This window comes from Paenibacillus amylolyticus (genome assembly GCF_003719335.1).
GTDB lineage: Bacteria > Bacillota > Bacilli > Paenibacillales > Paenibacillaceae > Paenibacillus > Paenibacillus amylolyticus_D.
The window spans coordinates 31,845-48,381 of sequence record NZ_RIAS01000027.1 but is presented as its reverse complement, the minus strand read 5'-3'; the positions used below and the strand labels follow the sequence as shown (position 1 = coordinate 48,381).

15 protein-coding genes, 1 pseudogene and 1 riboswitch are annotated in these 16,537 nt (G+C 48.6%); of the genes and pseudogenes, 10 read left to right on the top strand and 6 right to left on the bottom strand.

The features are described from left to right. From EC604_RS28350 to EC604_RS28340, 3 genes and pseudogenes are all read left to right on the top strand, one after another. A pseudogene (locus EC604_RS28350) lies at positions 1-339 on the top strand (phosphoribosylglycinamide synthetase); the annotation flags it as partial. Positions 340-796: 457 nt separating this feature from the next. Beyond that, positions 797-1,774 (top strand): M15 family metallopeptidase, encoded by a 978-nt coding sequence (locus EC604_RS28345; protein ID WP_123067306.1) that lies wholly within the window; start codon positions 797-799, stop codon positions 1,772-1,774. Positions 1,775-1,958: 184 nt separating this feature from the next. Then, entirely contained in the window at positions 1,959-2,357 is a 399-nt protein-coding gene (locus EC604_RS28340; protein WP_123067305.1) for a RidA family protein, read from the top strand. Positions 2,358-2,572: 215 nt separating this feature from the next. Here the strand turns inward: EC604_RS28340 and EC604_RS28335 are convergent, their stop codons facing one another. Beyond that, positions 2,573-3,634 carry a copper amine oxidase N-terminal domain-containing protein gene (locus tag EC604_RS28335; RefSeq protein ID WP_161557078.1) on the bottom strand — a complete coding sequence of 354 codons (1,062 nt, stop codon included), beginning with the start codon at positions 3,632-3,634 and terminating at the stop codon, positions 2,573-2,575. Positions 3,635-3,886: 252 nt separating this feature from the next. Between EC604_RS28335 and EC604_RS28330 the strand changes: the two genes are divergently transcribed. After that, complete coding sequence (locus EC604_RS28330; protein WP_123067303.1) at positions 3,887-4,363, top strand: GNAT family N-acetyltransferase; 477 nt, start codon at positions 3,887-3,889, stop codon at positions 4,361-4,363. Between the two features lie 39 nt (positions 4,364-4,402). Then, positions 4,403-5,473: a Gfo/Idh/MocA family protein gene (locus tag EC604_RS28325; RefSeq protein WP_123067302.1), complete on the top strand. Its 1,071-nt coding sequence runs from the start codon at positions 4,403-4,405 to the stop codon at positions 5,471-5,473. Between the two features lie 208 nt (positions 5,474-5,681). On the opposite strand, the gene EC604_RS30885 is transcribed toward EC604_RS28325, so the two are convergent. The 3 genes from EC604_RS30885 to EC604_RS28320 form a co-directional block, all read right to left on the bottom strand. Further along, positions 5,682-5,816: a hypothetical protein gene (locus EC604_RS30885; RefSeq protein ID WP_275670059.1), complete on the bottom strand. Its 135-nt coding sequence runs from the start codon at positions 5,814-5,816 to the stop codon at positions 5,682-5,684. A gap of 69 nt (positions 5,817-5,885) precedes the next feature. Further along, positions 5,886-6,050 (bottom strand): hypothetical protein, encoded by a 165-nt coding sequence (locus tag EC604_RS30070; RefSeq protein WP_161557077.1) that lies wholly within the window; start codon positions 6,048-6,050, stop codon positions 5,886-5,888. A gap of 117 nt (positions 6,051-6,167) precedes the next feature. Beyond that, on the bottom strand, positions 6,168-8,909 hold the full coding sequence (locus EC604_RS28320) for a UvrD-helicase domain-containing protein (protein ID WP_240037275.1): 2,742 nt from the start codon (positions 8,907-8,909) through the stop codon (positions 6,168-6,170). 415 nt (positions 8,910-9,324) lie between these two features. Here EC604_RS28320 and EC604_RS28315 point away from each other — a divergent pair, with 415 nt between their 5' ends. Together EC604_RS28315 and EC604_RS28310 are read left to right on the top strand one after the other, a co-directional pair. Next, on the top strand, positions 9,325-10,140 hold the full coding sequence (locus EC604_RS28315; RefSeq protein ID WP_123067301.1) for a zinc ribbon domain-containing protein: 816 nt from the start codon (positions 9,325-9,327) through the stop codon (positions 10,138-10,140). 60 nt (positions 10,141-10,200) lie between these two features. Beyond that, a complete protein-coding gene (locus tag EC604_RS28310) occupies positions 10,201-11,001 on the top strand; it encodes a TrmB family transcriptional regulator (protein ID WP_123067300.1) in 801 nt (266 codons plus the stop codon). 797 nt (positions 11,002-11,798) lie between these two features. Here EC604_RS28310 and EC604_RS30700 read toward each other — a convergent pair. Next, positions 11,799-12,596, bottom strand: a complete 798-nt coding sequence (locus EC604_RS30700) for an NUDIX hydrolase (protein WP_240037274.1) — start codon at positions 12,594-12,596, stop codon at positions 11,799-11,801. Between the two features lie 79 nt (positions 12,597-12,675). Between EC604_RS30700 and EC604_RS28300 the strand changes: the two genes are divergently transcribed. Further along, on the top strand, positions 12,676-12,978 hold the full coding sequence (locus tag EC604_RS28300) for a hypothetical protein (protein ID WP_123067299.1): 303 nt from the start codon (positions 12,676-12,678) through the stop codon (positions 12,976-12,978). 276 nt (positions 12,979-13,254) lie between these two features. Here the strand turns inward: EC604_RS28300 and mscL are convergent, their stop codons facing one another. Next, the gene (gene mscL, locus EC604_RS28295; protein WP_123067298.1) at positions 13,255-13,749 is read right to left on the bottom strand and encodes a large conductance mechanosensitive channel protein MscL; all 495 of its coding nucleotides are present in this window, start codon (positions 13,747-13,749) and stop codon (positions 13,255-13,257) included. Positions 13,750-14,014: 265 nt separating this feature from the next. Then, positions 14,015-14,114: riboswitch (purine riboswitch) on the top strand. A 237-nt stretch (positions 14,115-14,351) separates the two neighbouring features. Between mscL and EC604_RS28290 the strand changes: the two genes are divergently transcribed. Together EC604_RS28290 and EC604_RS28285 are read left to right on the top strand one after the other, a co-directional pair. Further along, the gene (locus EC604_RS28290) at positions 14,352-14,939 is read left to right on the top strand and encodes a xanthine phosphoribosyltransferase (protein WP_123067297.1); all 588 of its coding nucleotides are present in this window, start codon (positions 14,352-14,354) and stop codon (positions 14,937-14,939) included. 1 nt (position 14,940) lies between these two features. Beyond that, positions 14,941-16,302, top strand: coding sequence for a nucleobase:cation symporter-2 family protein (locus EC604_RS28285; protein WP_123067296.1), 1,362 nt, complete (start codon positions 14,941-14,943; stop codon positions 16,300-16,302). Positions 16,303-16,537 lie beyond the last annotated feature (235 nt).

Genomic DNA, 16,537 nt, shown 5'->3' with positions numbered 1-16,537 from the left:
GGATCATGGGCAGAGGAACTTGCCCATGATCCCAGCGGCCCGGGCCGCGCAGCGGAAACGGCGGGCCGCCCGCAGGCGCGGGCTGGCGAAGGCGGCGCGGCCGTCGGCGAATGGATCGCCGAGGCCGCCGCGGACGGCGCCATGCACCAGCCGGGGCCTGGCTTCGGCGCCGTGGAGGTGCGGCTCGCGCAGCCGGGCAAACCGCCTGCGCTGCCCGAGCTGACCGCGCTGCTGCCGGGAGTGCCTGCAGCAGCCGGTCTGGATCTGATCCGCGAGCGCGTGGCGGCGCGGATGTGGCAGGCTGTCCAGAAGCACAAGGACAGCCCGGCAACCAAATGATGCATAACACAGCGGGGGGAGATCACCAGATCGCCCCTGCTTTTTTTGTGGGGTTTAGCTTTCTTTTCCAGTTTCCATCTGAAGCTATCTAAGTTTGGGATGTTGTATTAAATGTACAGAAATCAAGGCTACAAGCTGTATATAGGGTATATTTCTGCGTAGAGACTTGGAGAAGGAACTCTTTACAGGTGGAGCTTATCGTGCATTTAAGGTATACTGTCGCAGGGAACATTAGGGCGTGTCTTGAAACCTACTGAAGTGCATCTTTTAAACCTTTTTTGCCCCTGCTACGTCACTTCCCCTTGACGTGCCCCGGCACGCCTGCGGGAAACTTCCTGGCTTGGAACGAAAATTCGGCAAAATCTGCTTACTTCAGCGTTTTCAGACACGCCCTAGCGTAACCATGAGAAAACGTAAAAAAAGATATTCATTCTACTAAGGTGATAGGAGTTTTATGATGAAATCAGGAACAGGAAGACAGCGCCGAATCGTAGTTCTGCTGTCCTCACTTATGATATGTGGAGCCTTGCTGGCTGCATGCCAGAACGGTTCCGGCTCGAACGATAATCAGAACGCAAACGGAACACCGAATACGGAGCAGGGAGCCGATGGCACAACCGTGCATTTGACCGATGAATCAGGCTCAGATGGCAAGGGTAATGCTGAAGGAGATAACACAACGAATTCGGGTAGCGATGAAGGAACAGATAACGGCTCAGACACTGCATCTACAGGAGAAGGACAGGGTTCTGCAGACAATGGAAGTGGTGGTGCCACAACGGAAGATCCGCTCATGGAGAAACGCAGCATCAGCGCTCTGCAGACAACGATTGATCCCCAATCGGTCGTGACTAATGCGGAGGCAATGACAGTCATTGTCAACAAACAGCGCAGTCTGCCGGAAGGCTATGAGCCGAGTGATCTGGTCGAGCCTGACGTGCCGTTCTCCTTCGAGGGGCCACATGAGAAGCGGCATATGCGCAAAGAAGCTGCGGAAGCGCTGGAGAAACTGTTTGCTGGTGCCAAAACAGACGGGATTGAGCTTCGTGCCGTGTCTGGATACCGGTCTTACAAGCGTCAGGTATCTATCTACAACAATAATGTGAAAACCAAAGGGGAAGAGTATGCTTCCCGTGTAAGTGCCGTTCCAGGCCGGAGTGAACACCAGACCGGGCTTGCCATAGACGTATCCAGTCCAAGCGTGGGCAATGTGCTGGAGGAGGTATTCGGTTCGTCCAAAGAAGGCAAATGGCTGGATGAACATGCTGCAGAATATGGCTTTATTATTCGTTATCCGAAAGGTCAAGAAGGCAAGACGGGTTACGTGTATGAGCCTTGGCACATCCGCTATGTTGGCGCAGATATTGCACCAGATGTTGTGAAGAGTGGTTTGACGCTGGAAGATTACTTTGACGAGTCTAATATTAAACTGTAACTGGTACTTTTTTTAAGTCCCCTGAACACTCAACCTTACTCAAGGTGAAAGTGATTTGTTCAGGGGTCTTTGCATTGAATAATTAAATTGAAATTAAGCTTTATACCGTTGATTGAGATGAAGACGGACTGATATAATTCATCTTTAATCCAATTACCAAACGACATAAAGCGAGGTTAGGAAAATGAGCAGACAGCAGGTATTTACGGGCTCCCCTTGGGAACCGCTGGTGGGGTATTGCCGTGCAATTCGTGTGGGTAACCGGGTAGAGGTTGCTGGGACAACAGCTATGCAGGATGGCGTCGTTGTCGGTGCGGGTGACCCGTATGTGCAGACCAAATTCATTTTGGAGACGATCGAAAAAGCACTGAAAGAGCTTGGTGCGGATTTGACCGATGTGGTTAGAACACGTATGTTTGTCACGGATATTTCGAAGTGGGAAGAGGTTGGCAAAGCACATGGTGAATTTTTCGGACAGATTCAACCTGTAGCTACGATGGTCGAAGTCAGTGCGCTTATTGATCCTTTGCTAATGGTTGAGATTGAGGCTGAAGCAATTATAGAATCTTCGGATGAGGCTTGATCACACTTCTTCTACCCAGTAAAAAAGAAAACAGATACTTAGCTTAGAATACTTACCTTAGAAGTTTTGATACTTACTCATTTGTGCAAAAACCTTTCCACGCCCTGTCAGAAGACAGGAGGGAAAGGTTTTTAGCGTTTCTGCCTTCTTGCGTAATTCCCCATTTACTCTAACTTTAATTACACCTATAGGCTAAATCTAACTTCCTACCGCCTTTACTCAGCTTTGGGCTGAACTGTCGGAAGCTCGACAACTACCTTCCAGGCTGTACCGATCGGAGGCAGGCTGCGAGTCATCATTGGGCTATAGAACCCGATTACTTTTGCGCCTTTGGTGAGTTGTTCTGCTTTCACGGCTTCGCCTTCCTGGTTTACGAGTGAAGTAGCTTTATCGATATTTAAAACGACATGATCTGGTGCAGTCTCAGCCAGGCGTATACCTTTAACCTCAATCTGGGATACCGTGCCGTCCTTCATGTTTACATTTTCGATCGTGCCTGCTGTTCCCAAAGTTTCCTCTGGTTGCGCTGCTGTTTCAGCCGCCGTATCCAGCACGGTTACTTTATACGTTGGTGTTTGTGGAGGGAGACTTTTGGTCATCATTAAGGAATGTTCAGCTTCGACAACCATGCCGATCGATAAATCAGCCAGTTTAATCTCTTTTCCCTCTGCAGAAATGAGATGCGTATCCTTGCTCAGGTTCAATACGATGCCATCCAGCCCTGCACCGCCAATCTGAATGGACTGATATTGATCCTGATTTGAAATGCGAGTAATCACGCCACGTTCTGTAACCGTTTTGACATCCTCCTCACTTTTAATCTCTACTTGATTTCCAGTTGTGCTTACTTGGGCATGTAGGACTTTTTCCGCAAAAACAGCAGGCACATAAAGTGTTCCATCCTTAATTTGAGGAGCTGTACCGAGGGTGAGCAGCATTTTGTTGACGGAGTAACGATCTTTATCCGCAAAAACCTGAGTCCACAAGGCACCGCGAGTCAGCTCTGCGGACTTGTCTTCCTTATGCCATTTCAATTCGATTCCCAGAGCTTCGGTTAGCGCTCGAAGCGGGATCATGGCTGTCTTATCGTCTTGAGTCCAATATCCGTTAGCAACCGCTGCACCATTGACGGATACATGTACAACTCCTGTAGTACTGCTCGGGGCAGAAGTAACGGTTTCCTGCATAGGCTGAACGGTGTTATCTAGTGACGCAGCATAAGCTGCTCCACCGCTTAGTGCCATAGAAAGAGCCATAATTGTGCTTACTTTTTTCATGTTGTTTTTCATTAGTAATCATCCCTTCTCATCTGCGTTGTGTCGCGGTAAACTTTTATACAGATCACCGCATCTCATCTTTACTGACGGGATAACCTGTCTCAGTGTTGCAGTTGAGATATAAACACTGTAAGCAGTGCGATTAGTTCTAATTTGAGTTATCGCGTAAAAAGCAGGTTATCAGCAGTAGGATTAGGTTAATTTCAAAGTATGCACGGATCATTCCGTGCCAGATGAGGAGGAAACGAACGGATGAGTGATATGTTGGTCGCGCTTTATCGTCTGCCGGAGCAGCACGGCGGACTGGAGAAGCTGAAGGCAGCATCCATTGTGATTCGCAGAGCCATTGCTCCGGAGAAACAGCAGGTGTTGAACTGGGTGAGAACCCATTTTAACCAGCATTGGGTAGATGAATGTGATGTCGCTTTTGCGCGTCAGCCTGTGACCTGTTACATTGCGCTGGAGTATGGAAAAATGATTGGCTTTGCCTGTTACGAAGCGACGTGCCGTAATTTCTTTGGGCCCACTGGAGTAAGCACGGATGCCCGTGGAAAGGGTGTGGGGACTGCGTTGTTGCTGGCTTGTATGCATGCGATGAGAGCCGATGGGTACGGTTACGCGATTATCGGATCGGCGGGGCCGATGGACTTCTACAAACGAACGCTGGGCGCGGTGGAGATTGAAAATTCAACACCGGGTATTTACGAAGGCATGCTGCGGGCAGACTAGACGTTAACGAAGTTTTTGGAAAAGGGAGGGAGGACGAAGATGAGCACCAAGCAAATGCTGCATATCGGTATGATCGGCACAGGTTCCATCTCGGATCTTCATATGAGGTGTTATGCCAAAAATGAGGATGCCGTCATCTATGCCATCTGTGATCTGAATGAGGAGCGGGCCAAAGCGGCGGCACAGAAGTATGACGCTCAGTCCGTATATACCAACTATCGTGAGATGCTGGAAGACCCGCATGTCGATGCGGTCAGTATCTGTACATGGAATAATACGCATGCGGAATTTGCGATTGCTGCACTGGAGGCAGGCAAACATGTACTGTTGGAAAAGCCGGTGGCTACCAACGTGGAAGATGCACTGCGAATTGAGGAAGCGGTGAAAAAAAGCGGACGTACCTTTGTTGTGGGTTTCGTACGGCGGTACGATAACAACATGCAGATGCTACGCAGATTTATAGATGCAGGCGAATTTGGTGAACTGTATTATGCGAAAGCGTCGATTTTGCGGCGTCTCGGTAATCCGGGTGGCTGGTTTGCGGACAAAGCTCGTTCCGGAGGTGGCCCGTTGATTGACCTGGGTGTACATATCATCGATCAGTGCTGGTATCTGATGGGAAGACCGAAGCCTGTATCCGTCAGCGGGAATACGTATCGCAAACTCGGCAATCGTGCGAATGTGGAACATCTCTCCTTTTACAAAGCGGCAGATTACAGTGCTGCGATCAATAATGTGGAAGATATGGCAAATGCCCTGATTCGTTTTGAAAATGGTGCTTCCTTGGCGGTAGATGTGAGCTTTACCCTACATGCCCGTGAGGATGAATCCTTTGTTAAACTGTACGGTGAGCGCGGCGGATTTGAACTGGAGCCCAAAACGCTGATTGTCTCCGAGAAACATGACACCATCATGAACATCGAACCCCAGACAGATCATTCCGGTCTGGACATTCACGGTGCATTCCAGAATCAGATCGATCACTTTGTAGAATGCTGCCTGAACGGTATGCCGCCCATCAGCCCGATTGCGGATGGGGTGACCTCTACGCGTATGCTGTGCGCCATCTACGAGTCTGCCGAAAAAGGGCAGGAAGTCCGATTGGACTAGACTTTGACGTTGAGAAATAGAATATAACGAACTAAGTAATAATTACTGAAAGTTAAACCATGACTAATCTCGCTGAAAATTCCGCTGACAGAATAACCCTCCTTCTAAATGGAGCAGAAGGAGGGTTATTGCTTTGGTTGTAGAATGGTTAAATTTCATCTTAGATGGCTCATGCCAAGGGCCGTACACAAATTAAGCTAATCCATCATCATTTATTCATTGGTGAGTTTTCATATCCCGGGTCATCGTAGTCCGTATTCTGCAACTTGGGAAGCACATTCATGTCCTCTATAGACTGTCTGGTCTCCGTTGTACCATGATCGTAGAGGAAGGTGTACAGCATCGTCACTCCGTCCGTAAATCGTTCATTTCCATCGTCGTGGTCTGCTGATTTGTAAGGTACGGGGGCCCGCTACAACGAGTAGTCGTCCCCATCCTCAAGCACTTTCATCAGATCTTGCAATGTTGCCAATTGCCCGTCATCCACAAGGACTTCGAACGGAGTAGATTCGTTTCTCGTTCGTTCAATAAGGTTATGAGTTACCGACACATACAGATGTTGTTTACCGTCCTGCATAATCCAACCCCCATTTCAGTATTGAAAAAAAAGACCATTTTACAGTTGAATTGGAAAAAAGACGCTTCTACTGTTAATAAACAGCAGCAAGCGCCCTGAAACGAAGAAGAGACCTCTCTATTTTCCAAATCGATTCGTCAATGGAACCTGCCGGGTGCCCGCAACCATCATTCCTGAACATAGTGGACAGGCGGGAGCTCCCGAGGAGGACTTTTTCGAGGCTTTGCCGGAAGGTACAGCCGGTTTCTGCCTTAACCATGCTTTGCATGTAACCGAACTACATTTCCAGATGGCCACCGTTTCTGTCCGTTCGGCTTTACTTGCACCTGATCGAGCAGAATCAGCATGTCGGGAAGTACTCGAAGTGGCGGTTGTAGCGCCAACTTTTGGATGAAGACCTGGTGTACTAAAAGCTGTATGATCTCGAATAATTCCACTGCCCCGTCGTTCGCTAAGGCGATCCTCATCCCGTTCATCCAGCATCTCCATTTCCCGATGATCCTTGTGGTTTATCGCACTTCGTTGCCGATCATGCTTAACATAAGACGAAGTCCGTTGATCTGTGCCACTCTTACCATCTTCATGTTTACGGTTGTCTCCAGAATTTCCGGAAATTTTCCGGTTTCCGTTGTTGCTTCGATGTTGCCCATTACCGTTAACATTACCTTTCGCATTGATCTGACTATTTCCGTTGTTGTTCCTGTTGTAGCTTGCGTGTCCAACATTTCCATAAGACGATGTGCCACCAGTACGGCTCTCTTCCCGTGCTTTACGTTTGTCCGGAACCTCCATGCCGAAGGCTTCCAGCAGGAAGCGTGACACGTCCGCAGGTTTGCCGTGATGGCTCGCGGGTGATGTCACATATAGATGCTGTTTGGCACGTGTAATGGCCACATAAGCAAGTCTGCGTTCTTCCTCCAAAGCCATATCCAATTCAGCATCCGTCTGTTGCACGGTGAGTGCTGCTTTTTGATCTTCCGGAATATCCTGACGCAGAGCGGTGCTATGCGGCACAATGCCTTCACTGGCTCCGATCCAGTACACACATGGGAACTCCAGCCCTTTGGCCCGGTGAATGGTCATGAGCTGTACCGCATCACTATCCTGCGCCCGGCGCAGTGATTCCATCTCGCGGTGTCTGCGGGACAACTCGTCTGCGAATTGCACGAATTCCTCCACGGTCTCGAACTTTTTGACAGCCGCTTCGAATTCATCCAGTGTTTCCAGCATCGTTTCCTTATAATGGGTAAAAATAGTCGGGTCGCCGCTCTCCATATACTTATCGTAGAACTGGCGGCGCATCTCCTGAATCGCGATGATCGGCTTCAGCTTGTGCAGAGATTTGATCAGCTTGATGCGTTCCTTGACCTGCTCCTGTTGAAAAGGCTTCAGCTTGTCCCATTTGCTCAGATGAATCAGCGGATATTTCTTGGCCTGTTCCTGCTCACAGCGCTGGATATACTCCAGTCCTGCATCACGGGACACATACAGCGGACCGAGTGCACTTGGGAGAGCCTCCATTGTTCGCGGGTTCAGAGACAGCCGCATATGGTCCATCAACGGTTTGATCAGGGATTGATCATAGAACACCGGAGCGGCCCCGTGCTGTACAAAGGGCACATCCTTCAGTACCAATTGCTCAAATACCGCCCGGCTGCTACTGGCTGTCCGGTGCAGAATAGCGATATCCCGATAAGGATACTGCCCTTCCTCCACCTGCTGGCAGATCTGATTCACGACCCAGGCAGCTTCCTCCTCGGCGTTAGATGGGGTAGCGAACCGGGGGGCATCCCCGCGTTGCCCTGCCGCACGCAGCCGTTTGTCACGTCTGCGTTTATTACGGGCGACCAGCTCACTGCCGAGTCCCAGAATACGTGCATCACTGCGATAATTAATGTCCAGCGTCACGATGCGTGCACCCGGGTATACTTTATCGAATTCCAAAATCGATTCCTGGCGTGCGCCGTTAAACGTATAGATCGTCTGGTCATCGTCTCCAACAACCATCAGATTGCGGTGAGCCGCAGCGAGCATCTGTACAATCTCGTATTGCAGCCGGTTCGTATCCTGAAATTCGTCGACCATAATGTATTGAAAACGCCGCTGCAGCGGCTTTAACACCGCCGGATCACGAAGCAGCGTAGCCGCGCGCAGCAGGATATCATCAAAGTCCATTTTGCCGCGATCCTGTTTCCAGGTTTCGTATCCGAGCAGTACCCGCTTGGCATCGCGCTCATCCTGCGTTTTCTCCGGCAAGTCTGCCGTGTCTGAACCTTGCATTTTCCAGGCGGACAGCATCGCCAGCAGACTTTCCGGCTGAAACGCCTCGCTCATGCCATTCTGGCGAAGAAGCATTTTCAGCACCGTATGCTGGGCACGGGATTCACCAAAAATGTCTTCCTGCACCCCGTAATGGCGCAGCAAAGTCAGTGCAAACGAGTGAAAGGTGCGGGCCTGTACAGCTCTTGCTGCAGCGGGTCTGATGCCGGGCAGGGCAGCAATCCGGTCTTTCATCTCGGCAGCGGCCTTGTTGGTAAACGTCACGAGCAGAATGCTGCCTGCATGTACACCGCTGACTTCCATCAGGTAGCCTGCTCTTGCAGCCAGTACAGTTGTTTTGCCACAGCCAGCACCGGCGAGGGTGAGAATAGGCCCTTTACCATGACGGACAGCCGAGATTTGCGGGCCGTTAAGTTTGATGCCGGCTTCTTCAAGCGAACGGAAATAATAGGCGTCCTGCTGATCATCTCCCACAAGCTGCCGGCTGGTTTCCAGCGGTGCCGAAGGGGATTGAGGCAAGGAGGACGCGGGGGTCACCCCGAGCGGACGGGGGTAAAACGTTGAGTTCGGACTTAACATATTTCATCCACCTCTGTATACATTCAGGGATTGTATAATCCCGTTCAAGAGTAAAGAATTTGCCCTTTTCACAATCGCATTGTAAATTGGTAAGATAGAGTGAGTTGCGAATGCTGCGTGTTCCATATGTTATGGTTCTATGAGATATGGGACTATGGTTTCATTGGCATAAAGTGAGAATTCCATTCATATGGAGTCAAAGTTCCATTATACCGAACGTATGGTCTTGACGAAAGCCCCTGTTTTGATCCAATATCCGCATAAAATGGGGTGGCAGCGCGATTTTTCGCAACTTTTTGGCTTCATATCGTATAAGTTATATATCTAGGGCATCTCGCTTGTTGCGAATTGCTGACCTGCTAACTAATGAAGAATGATCATGATATTGTTTTGACGGGACAGAGGAGGAATTGTGATGAAACTGCTTCAGCGCATTAAAAACGGAGCAAACAAAGCAACAGAGCGTGCCCAGCATGCCGTTGAGATTGGCAAATTGAACAATCAGATTGTGGGCTTGCAACAGGAACAAGAAGTCCATTTTACCGATATGGGCCGCATCTTCTATGAAGGTTATCGTGCACAGGATATGACGCTTGCTGAAAAAGAAATGGTGGATCTGTCTAATCTGTGTGACGAGCTGCAGGATGAGATCGATGCTCTGCGCAGCAAGATTGCCGAGTTGAAAAACGAACGCCTGTGTGAGTGTGGACACGTCGCATCACTGGATGCCAACTTCTGTCCGAAGTGTGGACGCAAATTGGGCGAATCCAAACCGGGTGCAGCTGCATCGGGAGCGGCCGGAACCGCAGGACTTGCCAAAACAGCGAAACATGAGACGGCAGCTGCACAAAACCCGGTTGCGGAGCAATCGATTTTTGATACACCGGTTGTGGAAGAACATGAAGAGACCGAGCCGTATCATACGGTTATCCCATCGATTGCGGATCTGGATACAGAACCGGGATATAACAGCACCGAGTTTACGCTGGAAGAGAAGGAAGCGTTCGATGCAGAGTGGGAACGCCGCAGAGAAGAGGAGATGCTGCGGGAACGCGAGCGTCAGCAGGAGCTGGATGAGCGCATTCGTTATTGGAAAGAAAACAATCCGATTGTGAGCACCGTAGATGTGCAGACGGAAGTGCCACGTGAAATGGTGAAGTGTCAGATTTGTGCATCCGAATTGCCAAAAGGCTCGAAGTGGTGCCCACGTTGCGGAGCCGAGCAGATTTGATGCAGTAGACGTGCTGCCGTCAGGCAGTGCTGGTTGCTGACAGCATGGGGGGACAGAAATATGGACCAACTGCTGCATCATTTACGTCATCTCGGGTTCACCGAGATGGAATCTAAAATTATGGTGGAATTAGCCCGTCAGGGATCAGCCTCTGGATATGAGGTGGCCAAACGGCTGGGCGTGTCCCGTTCCAATGTATATGCAACCTTGCAACGACTGGAATCAAGAGGATTTCTCCGGTGCAGTCCGGGAGAACCCGCGAAGTATAGCATGCTGAAACCGGAAGAGATGACACGCATGATCTCGGATCAGATGCACACCTCTCTGGATTACGTCGAGCGAAGTATGCCGAAGAGCGAACCGGAGAAGCCTGTATTTTACAATGTGGAAGGCGACAAAAATGTTCTGGAGAATCTGAGTCGTGAACTTGCCACAGCACAGCATGAGATTGTGGTGGATGTGTGGCGAGAGGAAGCCGAACTGCTTCGAGAGGATTTGCAGCAGGCTGAGGCTCGGGGTGTGCGCTTATTGTGGTCCTGTGAAGGTGGGGAAGGCATGGTAGATCAGCCGCTTCCTTTGCCAGGGTTGGCGTCACATGGCATGGATACCGGGCGTAAGTTCTCGCTCGTTGTAGATCGCCGCTGGTGTATGCTGGGCATGCGTGGGGAGTCATGCCCGACGCAGGCCGTGGTCACAGCGCATCCGGTGATGACCGGGTTGCTACTGAATCATTTTGCACAAGAACTGGTGCTGTATGAACTGGAACAGGATATGGGTGAGGAGTTGGAAGGTCGCTACGGACGTCGGTACGCGGACATTGCAGCGACGTACTGGTCTACTCCTACACCAGATCAGGAGTAGTAACAGGTGGAATATGAAATTAAAAGTAACCATGAAAACTAAAGTAGTGACCACAAAAACAAAATGATAAAGGGCGAGATGTGAATGATGAATTCACGTCTCGTCCTTTTGTGGTTAATAAAAGCATTGACCATCTTAGTATGGTTATTCTCCATCTTTTGAAAAGGAAAGCTTTGGAAGTCAGTGAAACGGGATAGTTTGAGTGCTAACGATCACCACAAGCCTTATTTTGGCGATATCTACCTCTTTCAGATTCTAACGATCCTCAGGAACGCTATTTCGTCCCCAAACCATCTTTTTAGCGCAAATGAAGCCATTTTCGTCTAAATAACGTCTCTGGTGATCGTTAGATTTCAGGAGACCCCGAAATGGGGCAAATAACGTTCCCTGTGATCGTTAGAATTTTCTGAGCCCAAGCTCGCGCACACTCACTTTAGGTTACTCAGTATCCATCATGAAATTTACATAGAGTAGGCTAACTTTTGTTGTCTACTGCTTTGTTGCCTGTTAGAGCATGCGTATTTGGATATTTCCCTGATATGCCGTAGCAACATCTTCAACGTATCGCGTAACGTTTAGGTGGCTCATGGGTACCACGATACAATTCAGAAGCAAAATGCAGTGACGCTTGTTACAGCATTGGTTTGCCATCCGGTTAATAGTAAAGGAATGTTACTGGAATACCTAAAGGGTAATGTGACTGGAATACCTAAAGGGTAGTGTGACTGGAATACCTATGGTATTGGTTCAGATATTCGTTAAAGGTATGAAGTGATGCTATTTTTGAGAAAATGAAGTTAGACCCCGTGTACTCGTTTCAGTGCTTCGAGTGCGTCGATATAATAGGTGGTGCCATGCGGCACAAAATCCGCCAGATGTATTTCCCTCACAAGGCGTGAGGTATTTGCTGAATGCTTATAATCGCCGTGATTGGACGGAAGATCAGCTGCTGTCGTTGTGATTTCTTGGACGAACTCAGACAGTGATTTACCAGTTCGTGGGGATGTGGATAAAGGCGTGTCATCCTCTGACGGTGTAGATATCGCTTTACCGTCTTGCATAAATGTCTGTTGTTGCGCACGCACACCGGATGCCTGAACGGAATCCTTCTCTTGGCGGAACAGGGCAAGCAAGTCATCCAGCGGTGCCTCATAGAGACTGTCCACTTCACTAGCCTGGAGAACATAGGACTCCAGAGGTTGGTTCAGGCACAGACCATAGACAGCGCTGAATTCCCGATCCAGAAACGGAATACCGCGCACTTCACCCTGTAGCTGCTGCGTAGCCGTAAACAAATAAGTCAGCGTATCGAATGACGTATGCACACCGAGCTCTTCTTCAAGTTCACGATGCGCATCCTGTAGCTGTTCACCGGCTGTAAGGTGACCAGCAGCTGTGATGTCGTAATATCCGGGGAAAGTATCTTTGATATCCCGCCGCCGCTGAAACAGAACCATGCGCTTGTTGTCTTCGTCACGCACGATCCAGCAATGGAAGGAACGATGCCAATATCCTTTGGCATGAACCTCATTTCGAGGTGCTGTACCGATCCATTGTTGCTGGTCGTCATAAATATCGAAACGTTCTGGGGTCATGAAACGTATCTCCTTATATAGCAAAATTTAAAGTTCAAAATTTCACAAAGGTTCTTTTTAACGAAAGGGGAACGATTGTATGGAATGCATTGTACACTTTCAGGTGATTTATCCGCAACCTCAGGAGCGTAAAGCCCTTAGGGGACTTATCTTTGTAGGGCAAGGTCAGGAGCCGGCCACGAGTCAGCTTACGACGATGTTTAAAGAAATGGGATTTCATGTGCGTCTGGAGGACGAAGCGCAGTTGTTATTTAAACCGACGGATGCCAGCGCCAATTATGAATACATTCGGGTCACTGAACTGGATACCGGAGAAGAGGTCTACAAAGAAGACAAAGATCTCAAATCGATTCTGGAACACTTGCTGCCAAAACGTTTCTAAATAAGGAACGCATGACCAGCAATTCTGCACTCACGATGAATAAAAAAAGGTCCCACCAATAGGTGGAACCAGGACATATGCAGGTTTGATGTACTTTATATGCGTATGCAATGCAAAGTTATAATCAGTTTCATCCGGCAACGATGAGTATGCTTTACATGCAGACAATAATGATTACATAAGCGTACATTGGCTTAGATGTACATCGCTGTATCAAGAATCAAACCTGCGTTTTTGCTTTATTTAATTTGCTCTACACAATAATAGATCAGACCCTTATGCCGGAGCGTTGCTACCTTCTGCCTCGAGCTGGGATGTGCAGTGGGAACAACGGGTAGCTGCAGCCGGAATTTCGGACAGACAGTACTTGCAAGCTTTGGTTGTTTTTTTCGGCTCAGGCTTGGTGTGCTCTTTGCGTTTCAGATAGTTAATGCCTTTAACCAGCATAAAGATACAGAATGCCACGATAATAAAATCAATCAACACATTGATAAATTGACCGTAAGCAATGACAGTGGCGCCAGCTTCGTTGGCCTGAGCCAGTGTCGTGATGTCTTGTCCGCCAGCTGTCTTTACGTCAGGGTCAAGGTTGATGATTTTTTGGCTGAAGTCAATTCCGCCGAGCAGTTTTCCAACCGGGGGCATGATGATATCATTCACAAGGGACGTAACGATTTTCCCAAAAGCAGCCCCGATAATTACACCGACCGCCAGATCAATGACGTTGCCGCGAACAGCAAACTCCTTAAATTCTTTCAGTATGCCTTTCATGTAACAATCTCCTTTAACGACTAGATTTACAGCGTTTCCTCCAAGGTGAGTCCCGTCAGGACACGCTTTTGTTCTCATATTGTACATAAAAAATGAAAATCAATCATCCCCCATTATGCAAAAGAAACATCGTTTCCGCAAATTCCATGAAAATACCTCTTTATTTCAAGCCGCCAATTCGGTATACTTCTAACATTGTCAGTAAGATTACACTTTGTACATTCAGGTTCGCAATTATACAGGGATACGAATCGTGAAGCCAAAATAAATTGAATATGCCGTTACTCGTATATGTGCAGGAATAGGCCTGCATGTCTCTACCCGATCACCGGAATGATTGGACTACGGGAAGGATGCTTTTGCGCCCTGTTGGGGGTTATGGTCAGGTCTGCCTAAATATATAGGTATGCTTCCTGAGCCTCGCCCCTTGGCGTACGTAGTGTTCAAGCGGCTTGTCCATACAGGAACAAGTCCGTCTTTCCCGTCTCCGGTTAATGCCGCAGGTGTGAACAGGCGGGCTTTTTGTTTTTTTACATGGGGATAGAGATATTGTGGAGCAGACTGAGCAAGGCGGTAAAGGGCATTTGGGAGGAAGAAAAACGATGCAATTGTTAAAAGACAAAGTAATACAGGAAGGCATTGTCCTGTCCGAACAAGTACTGAAAGTAGACTCATTCCTGAACCACCAGATGGACCCGGTGTTGATGAAGGAAGTTGGCAAAGAGTTCATCCGCCGGTTTGAAGGGGAGAATATTACACGTGTGCTGACGATCGAATCATCCGGTATTGCGCCGGGCATTATGACAGCACTGGAACTTAATGTTCCGCTGATCTTCGCCCGTAAGCAGAAGTCTCTTACCCTCACCGAAGATATTTTGGTGGAGAAAGTGTATTCCTTTACCAAGCAGGAGACGAATGAAATTACTGTTGCCAAAAAATTTATGAACCCCGGTGACCGTGTGTTAATCATTGATGATTTTCTGGCGAATGGTGAAGCGGCATTTGGCCTGGCTCGCATTGTAGAACAGGTTGGCGCGGAAGTCGTTGGAATCGGGATCGTGATTGAAAAAGCATTCCAGCCGGGAGGAAGCCTTTTGAAAGAGGCAGGATACCGCGTGGAATCTTTAGTTCGTATTGGAGCACTGTCCAATGGACAAGTAACCTTTGCAGATGAGGAGGGCACGAACTAGTATGGCACGCGAACGTATCTTTCAACGTCACCGGCATCCGGCCAAAACCTTCTCACTCGGCTTGCAGCACGTACTTGCGATGTACGCTGGAGCTGTCATTGTACCGCTTATTGTTAGTAGCGCACTTGGATTTACCCAAGAACAACTTACCTATTTGATTGCAATTGACCTGCTTGCTTGCGGTGTAGCCACACTGCTTCAAGTCTGGGGTAATAAATACTTTGGCGTTGGACTGCCGGTTATGCTGGGCTGTGCATTCCAAGCGGTATCCCCTATGATCATGATCGGACAGAGCAGTGGAGTATCTGCTATATATGGTGCTATTATTGCTTCCGGTTTGTTCGTGCTCATTTTCTCAGGCTTGTTCGGCAAGCTGATTCGGCTCTTTCCACCCGTCGTGACAGGTTCGGTCGTTACTATTATTGGTCTGACACTAATTCCGGTGGCATTCACCGATTTGGGTGGCGGCCAGAATGCAGAGGACTTTGGCAGCGGTGTACATTTGTTGCTAGGTTTCGGTGTATTCATGTTCATCATATTAATGACACGTTTCACTACAGGTTTTGTACGCTCCATTTCAGTATTGATTGGTCTATTCGTTGGTACGGTGGTTGCTGGATTGATGGGAGAGGTGAAGTTTGCTCCTGTTCTTGATGCAAGCTGGTTCCATATGGTTCAACCATTTTATTTCGGAAGGCCTACCTTTGAGATTGTTCCTATTCTGACGATGATTCTCGTCGCGATTGTCAGTGTGGCTGAATCTACGGGCGTGTTTATGGCTCTGGGCAAAATGTTGGACAAGGATCTGACTTCCAAAGATTTGGCGCGTGGATATCGTGCAGAGGGGCTGGCTATTGTGCTTGGGGGGATTTTTAATTCCTTCCCATATACAACGTATTCGCAAAATGTAGGACTTGTACAGATGACACGTGTGAAGACGCGGGATGTCATCGTTGTTGCAGGCGGTTTGCTGATTGTTATTGGCTTTGTACCGAAAATTGCCGCACTGGCTCAGCTTGTGCCTGGATCCGTGCTTGGCGGTGCCATGGTGGCCCTGTTCGGTATGGTAATTTCATCAGGTATTCGCATCATTGGCACTCAGGTGGACCTTAACCGTCATGAGAACCTATTCATCATTGCGTGTTCTATTGGTATGGGGCTGGGGGTAACGGTGGTACCGCAGTTGTTCGCAGGTGCGCCGGACTGGGCTCAGATTATGCTGGGCAATGGCATTATTGCAGGCAGCTTTACGGCAATCTTTATGAATTTGTTGTTTAATGGCCTCGGGAGTAAAGAAACTGCTGCCCAGTTGGCTGCGCAGCATACAGATGAGATGGCTCAGGAGAACAGCAAGACCGCGTAAGATGAGGTAAGGAGTAATGTAAGACTAGTTGCGAAAGTAGTAGATCAATAAAGCTAAGGCAGGTTGCTTTAGTGTGAGCACGGAGGAGCGTTTTTGTCGTTTATGGGAGTGCGTGCATATGGGTTCAAATGCTATATTATGTAAACTGTACTACATGAATGATTTACGGCATAAAGCATGTTGACTCAGGATATGAATGATTTATTTCTTGTATTATTCATGTTATAAAATATCA

Coding starts and splice junctions, on each gene's coding strand:
- EC604_RS28345 (WP_123067306.1), top strand. CDS start 797: ATGAAATCAGGAACAGGAAGACAGCGCCGAATCGTAGTTCTGCTGTCC.
- EC604_RS28340 (WP_123067305.1), top strand. CDS start 1,959: ATGAGCAGACAGCAGGTATTTACGGGCTCCCCTTGGGAACCGCTGGTG.
- EC604_RS28335 (WP_161557078.1), bottom strand. CDS start 3,634: ATGAAAAAAGTAAGCACAATTATGGCTCTTTCTATGGCACTAAGCGGT.
- EC604_RS28330 (WP_123067303.1), top strand. CDS start 3,887: ATGAGTGATATGTTGGTCGCGCTTTATCGTCTGCCGGAGCAGCACGGC.
- EC604_RS28325 (WP_123067302.1), top strand. CDS start 4,403: ATGAGCACCAAGCAAATGCTGCATATCGGTATGATCGGCACAGGTTCC.
- EC604_RS30885 (WP_275670059.1), bottom strand. CDS start 5,816: ATGCTGTACACCTTCCTCTACGATCATGGTACAACGGAGACCAGACAG.
- EC604_RS30070 (WP_161557077.1), bottom strand. CDS start 6,050: ATGCAGGACGGTAAACAACATCTGTATGTGTCGGTAACTCATAACCTT.
- EC604_RS28320 (WP_240037275.1), bottom strand. CDS start 8,909: ATGTTAAGTCCGAACTCAACGTTTTACCCCCGTCCGCTCGGGGTGACC.
- EC604_RS28315 (WP_123067301.1), top strand. CDS start 9,325: ATGAAACTGCTTCAGCGCATTAAAAACGGAGCAAACAAAGCAACAGAG.
- EC604_RS28310 (WP_123067300.1), top strand. CDS start 10,201: ATGGACCAACTGCTGCATCATTTACGTCATCTCGGGTTCACCGAGATG.
- EC604_RS30700 (WP_240037274.1), bottom strand. CDS start 12,596: ATGACCCCAGAACGTTTCGATATTTATGACGACCAGCAACAATGGATC.
- EC604_RS28300 (WP_123067299.1), top strand. CDS start 12,676: ATGGAATGCATTGTACACTTTCAGGTGATTTATCCGCAACCTCAGGAG.
- mscL (WP_123067298.1), bottom strand. CDS start 13,749: ATGAAAGGCATACTGAAAGAATTTAAGGAGTTTGCTGTTCGCGGCAAC.
- EC604_RS28290 (WP_123067297.1), top strand. CDS start 14,352: ATGCAATTGTTAAAAGACAAAGTAATACAGGAAGGCATTGTCCTGTCC.
- EC604_RS28285 (WP_123067296.1), top strand. CDS start 14,941: ATGGCACGCGAACGTATCTTTCAACGTCACCGGCATCCGGCCAAAACC.